The organism is Verrucomicrobiia bacterium, assembly GCA_026414565.1.
GTDB lineage: Bacteria > Verrucomicrobiota > Verrucomicrobiia > Limisphaerales > Fontisphaeraceae > Fontisphaera.
Window position 1 is genome coordinate 198280 of record JAOAIT010000061.1, and the last position, 7009, is coordinate 205288.

Annotated in this window: 3 protein-coding genes, 2 tRNA genes and 2 rRNA genes; 6 read left to right on the forward strand and 1 reads right to left on the reverse strand. The window is 59.0% G+C overall.

Going from position 1 to position 7009, the window contains the following annotated elements; genetic code table 11:
- Window positions 1–52 precede the first annotated feature (52 nt).
- A complete protein-coding gene (locus N3J91_15300) occupies window positions 53–1015 on the forward strand; it encodes a ketose-bisphosphate aldolase (protein ID MCX8157786.1) in 963 nt (320 codons plus the stop codon).
- Window positions 1016–1108: 93 nt separating this feature from the next.
- On the opposite strand, the gene N3J91_15305 is transcribed toward N3J91_15300, so the two are convergent.
- Window positions 1109–2569 carry a sulfatase gene (locus tag N3J91_15305; protein ID MCX8157787.1) on the reverse strand — a complete coding sequence of 487 codons (1461 nt, stop codon included), beginning with the start codon at window positions 2567–2569 and terminating at the stop codon, window positions 1109–1111.
- Between the two features lie 105 nt (window positions 2570–2674).
- On the opposite strand from N3J91_15305, the gene bioD reads away from it, so the two are divergent.
- The 5 genes from bioD to N3J91_15330 all read left to right on the forward strand — a co-directional run.
- The gene (gene bioD, locus N3J91_15310) at window positions 2675–3400 is read left to right on the forward strand and encodes a dethiobiotin synthase (GenBank protein ID MCX8157788.1); all 726 of its coding nucleotides are present in this window, start codon (window positions 2675–2677) and stop codon (window positions 3398–3400) included.
- 337 nt (window positions 3401–3737) lie between these two features.
- Window positions 3738–5296, forward strand: a 16S ribosomal RNA gene (locus tag N3J91_15315).
- A gap of 182 nt (window positions 5297–5478) precedes the next feature.
- Window positions 5479–5553, forward strand: a tRNA-Ala gene (locus N3J91_15320).
- A 44-nt stretch (window positions 5554–5597) separates the two neighbouring features.
- Window positions 5598–5674 (forward strand) — tRNA-Ile (locus N3J91_15325).
- A gap of 172 nt (window positions 5675–5846) precedes the next feature.
- A 23S ribosomal RNA gene (locus N3J91_15330) occupies window positions 5847–7009 on the forward strand; the annotation flags it as partial.

Below are 7009 nucleotides of genomic sequence, written 5' to 3' on the forward strand. Positions count from 1 at the left end.
ATTATGCCCCCTGCCCGCGCCGTGGGCGCGGCCAAACCTAAGAAATGTCGTTATGCCATTAACACACACGCGCGAGCTGTTCGCGAAGGCCCTGAAGGGCAAGTACGCCCTGGGCGCCTTCAACGTCAACAACATGGAATTGATCCAGGCCATCGTCGAGGCCTGCGAGGAGGAAAAGGCGCCCCTGATTCTGCAGATTTCCAAGGGCGCGCGCCAGTACGCCAACCCGGTGTATTTGAAGAAACTCATCGAGGCGGCGGTCAGCCTGTCCACCATTCCCATCGCGGTGCATCTGGACCATGGGGACTCTTTTGAGCTGTGCAAGATGTGCATTGATGAGGGCTTTACCAGCGTCATGATTGACGCCAGTCACGAGCCGTTTGAGAAGAACGTGGAGATCACCAAAAAGGTGGTGGACTACGCCCACAAACATAACTGCGTGGTGGAATCCGAGCTGGGCCATCTGGTGGGGGCGCAATTTGACGAAGGGGAGGAGGGCGGCGGCTTCAGCAAGGGCGGCCACTACACCCACCCGGAGGAGGCGGTGCGGTTTGTGAAGGAAAGCGGCTGCGATTCCCTGGCCGTGGCCATCGGCAACAGCCACGGCGCCTACAAGTTCAAGGGCGAGCAACACCTGGATTTGGAGCGGCTCAAGGCCATCAAGAAGGCCCTGATGGACGCCGGCCTGGGGGATTACCCGCTGGTGTTGCACGGCGCTTCCAGCGTGCCGGCGGACCTGGTGGCCCTCATCAACAAATACGGCGGCAAACTGCCCGACGCCCAGGGCGTGCCCGAGGCCGACATCGAGGTGGCCCGCCGGGTGGGCTGCACCAAGGTCAACATTGACACCGATCTGCGACTGGCCATGACGGCCGGCATCCGCAAGGTGCTCTGGGAAAACCCGAAGGAATTTGACCCGCGCAAATACCTTGGCCCCGCCCGCACCATGGTGAAGGAGCTGGTGCGCCACAAGGTGCGCAACGTGCTCTGCTGCGCCGGTCACGCTTTTGATTGAGGCGTCTCCGGCAAACAAAACTTGCCCACCGCGCGTGACGGTGACAGGCCGTCACGCGCTTTTTTTTGTGTGGGCGGACGCTGTGGGGAGGAATTATTCCTGCTTTTCCGCCGGGTTAATGGCCTGCCCTTCCCAGAACCACACGCCATTGGTCTGGGTGAGCACGCGGCCGGTGCTGCCGGGAGCGGCGGGCAAATCCACCTTGGGCAGCCAGCGGGCATGCTCTTGGAGGAGGTCGCGGTAGCGCGCGTCTCCCGCCAGGTTGCGCCATTCGTTGGGATCATTTTTCATGTCGTAAAGCTCCTCGGCGCCGTTGGCATATCGGATGTAGCGCCAGCGTTCGGAGCGCACGGCATGATTGCCCTGGTTGTGGGTGGTGATGGCCGGCCAGGGGCGGGGGGCTTGGGCGTCGCGCAGTTGGGGGGCAAGGCTGTGGCCTTCCAGACCGTCCACCGGCGGCAGTTGGCACAGCTCGAGCAGGGTGGGGAAAATGTCCAGCAGCTCGACGGGCTGCAGGCAGCGCCCGCCGCGCGTCACCCCCGGCCCGGCAAAAATCAGCGGCACGCGGGTGGAGCGCTCCCAGAGCGTGTTTTTGCCGGTGATACCCTTTTCGCCCAGATGCCAGCCGTTGTCGGACCACAGGATGATGAGGGTGTGGTCTTCGGCGCCCATCTCCTTCAGCGCATCGAGTACACGCTGAATCTGGCTGTCCATGAAGGTGGTGCTGGCCAGATAGGCGCGCACGAGGGGCCGCCATTGGCCGCTGCGCTGCAGCCACGACAACCGCGGCTCCGGCAGGTTCCAATGGAGAAACCAGGAAAACTCGGGAAGGTCGGCGCGATCATCTTCGCGGCAGGGCGGGAGGAAAATCTTGTCCTCGGGCGGAAACCGGTCAAACCACGGCTGGGAGGCAAAGCAGGGCACATGGGGCAGACGAAAGCCCACCGCCACAAAAAAGGGCCGGTCTTTGGGCGCATTTTTTAATTGTGCGATGGCTGCATCCGCAATTTTCCAGTCGGCCTGCTCGCGGTCATCGGGCGGGAAGACGCCCCAGTCCATGAGGCGCAAGGTGGCGGGGGTGTTGACGAATTTGTTGGTGGGGAGGGGCATGCCGGGCGCCGGTCCCCACACGTGAAATTCATTGGTTTGAAAAGCCCGGGGGATGGAGCCGTCGTGATACACCTTGCCGAAGGTGGCGGTGAAATAACCGTGCCGGCCGAAGTGTTGTGGCAGGGTGATCCGCTGTCGGGTGGTCTCAACATTGCGAAGGCCCGGCGCCAGCCCATAAATGCCCGTGGTGGAGGGCCTTAGACCGGTCATCAAACTGACGCGGGAGGGGTTGCAGAGGGGGGATTGGACATGGGCATTGAGGAAGAGCGTGCCGCGTGCCGCGAGGCGATCCATGGCCGGGGTATGGGCCTGGGGATGCCCATACATGCAGCCGATCCAATCGTTGAGATCATCAATGGCAATCATCAACACATTGGGCCGCGCGGCGTGAAGACCTTTGCCTGCCGCAAGGAAAAGCAGCGCGAGCCAGAGCCATTTTTTCATGTGCGGGATGGCTGACAGTGTGCCAGGCGGAGGGGCGCGGCGCCAGACTTTTTGCGTCAGACTTTTTGCGTGATTGGCTGCGGTTTTTCTGCAAAAAAATTCGTTGTGAAACAACGTCGTTCCGCGGCTTTGAACTCTGTGCTTTTCATCACCGGCACCGACACGGGTGTGGGGAAAACCGTGCTGACGGGCCTGTTGCTGGCGCATGCGCGCGCGCGGGGCTGGCGCGCGGTGGCGCTGAAGCCCTTGTGCACCGGCGGCCGCGAGGATGCGCTGACGTTGAGCGCGCTGCAGGGGCACGCGCTGCCGCTGGACGTGGTCAATCCGTGGTGGTCCAGCATCCCGCTCACGCCGGCGATTGCGCTGCGGGGCAAGCGGAAAAAACCCAATAAACACGCGGTTTTGGCGCATCTCCGGGCGGTGGCCCAACAGGCGGACTGGGTCCTGGTGGAAGGCGCAGGCGGTTTGCGATCGCCGCTGGGCGAAGACTTTGACGCGCTGGAGCTGATGGCGGCGTTACGCTGTGGGGCGGTGGTGGTGGCGCGCAACCGGCTGGGATGCTTGAATCACGTTTTAATGACCGTGGAATTGTTGCGGCAGCGGCGCGTGCCGGTGGTGGCGGTGGTGTTGCAGGGGGAAAAAACGGAGGATTTGTCGGCCCGCACCAACGCACGATTTTTGCGAAAAAAGGCCGGTTTTCCGCCGGTTTTTACGCTTCCGTGGCTGGGGGCGCGGGCGGGGGATCCGGCGGCGATCAAAAAAAATGAAAAAAAATTAAAAAAAACGCTTGCACGGATTTTGGCTTTTGCTAAAAAGCGCGCCGCTCTTTGAGACGGGAGCCGGTGAAAGCCGGTTCGGACGGCTGAAAAAAATAAAAAAAAATTGCAAAAAGGTGTTGACAGCCGTCAGCGGGATGCGTAAATTGACCCGCGTAACGATAAACGGTATCTGAGATGCCGAAGTCGAGAAAAGAATTCGGCACTCAGATTTTTCGTCCCCGCAGTGGGGAAAAGATTTCTGGGTCGCGAGGCCCGCTGCTCTTTGAAAGTTGAATTGTGCGATAAGTTCAAGCCCCTTCAGTCTTGGCTTGTGTTAGCGAGCTGAGATTGGAGTTTTAAGATTGCAACGCCGGGGCGCAAGCTCCGGTGGAATCAAGCTAACGTTTTATTGAACGGAGAGTTTGATTCTGGCTCAGAACGAACGCTGGCGGCGTGGATAAGACATGCAAGTGGAACGCTGGCTGCGGGGTAGCAATATTCCGCAGTTGGAGTCGCGAAAGGGTGAGTAACGCGTGGGTAATTTGCCGCGAAGACTGGAATAATCCCGCGAAAGCGGGACTAATACCGGATGTGACTCCCGGGGGCAGAGCCCGGGATTCAAAGCTGGGGACCGCAAGGCCTGGCGCTTCGCGATAAGCCCGCGTCCTATCAGCTAGTTGGCGGGGTAACGGCCCACCAAGGCGAAGACGGGTAGCTGGTCTCAGAGGACGACCAGCCACACTGGAACTGAGACACGGTCCAGACACCTACGGGTGGCAGCAGTCGAGAATTTTTCACAATGGGCGCAAGCCTGATGGAGCGACGCCGCGTGGGGGACGAAGGGCTTCGGCTCGTAAACCCCTGTCAGTCGGGAGCAAACCCTTGAGGCTAATACCCTCAAGGCTGATAGTACCGACAGAGGAAGGGACGGCTAACTCTGTGCCAGCAGCCGCGGTAATACAGAGGTCCCAAGCGTTGTTCGGATTTACTGGGCGTAAAGGGTGCGTAGGCGGCCGGGTAAGTTTGATGTGAAATCTCCAGGCTCAACCTGGAAACTGCATCGAATACTATCCGGCTCGAGGGTTGGAGGGGAGACTGGAATTCTCGGTGTAGCAGTGAAATGCGTAGATATCGAGAGGAACACCAGTGGCGAAGGCGAGTCTCTGGACAACTCCTGACGCTGAGGCACGAAAGCCAGGGGAGCAAACAGGATTAGATACCCTGGTAGTCCTGGCTGTAAACGGTGCGCATTTGCTGTGGGCGGATTCGACCCCGCCCGTGGCGGAGCTAACGCGTTAAATGCGCCGCCTGGGGAGTACGGTCGCAAGATTAAAACTCAAAGAAATTGACGGGGGCCTGCACAAGCGGTGGAGTATGTGGCTCAATTCGATGCAACGCGAAGAACCTTACCTGGCCTTGACATGCGCGTAGTAGAAGGGTGAAAGCCTGACGAGCCGGAGCAATCCGGCAGCGCGCACAGGTGCTGCATGGCTGTCGTCAGCTCGTGTCGTGAGATGTTGGGTTAAGTCCCGCAACGAGCGCAACCCCTGTGTCCTGTTGCCACTTCCGCGAGAGCGGGAAGCACTCTGGACAGACTGCCTCGCTTCAACGAGGAGGAAGGTGGGGATGACGTCAAGTCAGGATGGCCCTTATGGCCAGGGCTGCACACGTACTACAATGCCCGGCACAATGGGAAGCAATACGGCAACGTGGAGCAAATCCCCAAAAACCGGGCCCAGTTCAGATTGTCGTCTGCAACTCGACGGCATGAAGCCGGAATCGCTAGTAATGGCGCATCAGCTACGGCGCCGTGAATACGTTCCCAGGCCTTGTACACACCGCCCGTCACATCATGAAAGCCGGTTGTACCCGAAGTCGCTCCTTGCGGGTGCCGAAGGTATGGCCGGTGATTGGGATGAAGTCGTAACAAGGTAGCCGTAGGGGAACCTGCGGCTGGATCACCTCCTTTCTAAGGAGAACCACGGACGCGGGGTCACAACCGCGTTCCCAGGTCGAACAGCTTCGCCTTCAGGCGGGGCTGCGGGCTGAACCTTATCGCACAACTCAGCTCTCAAGGAGCAGAGTGCTCTTTGGCAAGTGGATCGAGTATCGAACTTCCGGGGCGGCCGCGCCGTCCCTGGACAGGGGTGCGGGGCTGTAGCTCAGTGGTAGAGCGGTAGCTTTGCAAGCTATAGGTCGGGAGTTCGACTCTCCTCAGCTCCACCAAACTGAGATTTCAAATCCCGCCCGCGGGGTTTGGAATGGTCGGCGGGCGCGTAGCTCAGTTGGTTAGAGCATGCGCTTGATAAGCGCAGGGTCACTGGTTCAAGTCCAGTCGCGCCCACCACTTGCAGGACAACCAACGATTTTTCCGGGCTGGTCGTCGCCGGGGCTAAACCCCTCGGGGGCGGGAAGGCCGGGAGCGTTCTTTGACAACCACACACAGGCATGATGAAGGCAATCAAACCCAATGCGGTTGTTCGCTGAGTTTCTGTAGCGCGAGCTACAGGTGACTTTGTGATCAAGCTACTAAGGGCTTGCGGTGAATGCCTTGGTGCCAGGAGGCGATGAAGGACGTGGTAAGCTGCGATAAGCCGCGGGTAGCCGCAAACAGGCGTTAATCCGTGGATCTCCGAATGGGACAACCCGGCCGGTGTAACAGCCGGTCATCGCCGGATGAATGCATAGTCCGGCGAGGCGATACGGGGTGAAGTGAAACATCTCAGTAACCCCAGGAAAAGAAAACGAAGTGATTCCGTTAGTAGTGGCGAGCGAAAGCGGAACAGCCCAAACCGGGGGGATTTATCCCTCCGGGGTAGCGGGACCTCGTACGGGAAGGTGAACGGCGAGCTTAACCATATGGAAAGATGGGCCATAGACCGTGACAGCCGGGTGAGCGAAGCTCAGTAATCTACCAGAGGTATCCCAAGTAACGCGGTGCACGTGGAACCCCGCGTGAATCTGTCCGGACCACCGGATAAGGCTAAATACTCCCTGGCAACCGATAGTGAACTAGTACCGTGAGGGAAAGGTGAAAAGCACCCTTTTTAAGGGAGTGAAACAGTACCTGCAACCACAAGCCTACAATGTGTCGGAGTCCCGCGCAAGCGGGATGACGGCCTGCCTTTTGCATAATGAGTCTGCGAGTTATTGTCCGTGGCCAGCCTAAGCCCTTCTGGGGTGGAGGCGAAGGGAAACCGAGTGCGAAATGCGCGATTAGTCGCGGGCAATAGACCCGAAGCGGAGGTGATCTACTCTTGAGCAGGTTGAAGCCTGGGTAACACCAGGTGGAGGACCGAACTCGTGGATGTTGAAAAATCCTGAGATGACTTGAGAGTAGGAGCGAAAGACTAATCAAACCCCGTGATAGCTGGTTCTCTCCGAAATCGCTTGAGGGCGAGCGTTGCGGCAGTAAACCATGGAGGTAGAGCACTGAATGGCTTAGGGTCCCCACCAGGATACCAAAACCAATCAAACTCCGAATGCCATGGGTTCCAGTACCGCAGCAGTCAGGCTACGAGTGATAAGATCCGTGGCCGAGAGGATAACAGCCCAGACCGGCAGCTAAGGTGCCTAAACACGGTTAAGTGGAAAGGATGTGACGTTGCTTAGACAGTGAGGATGTTGGCTTAGAGGCAGCCATCATTTAAACAGTGCGTAACAGCTGACTCATCGAGCGATG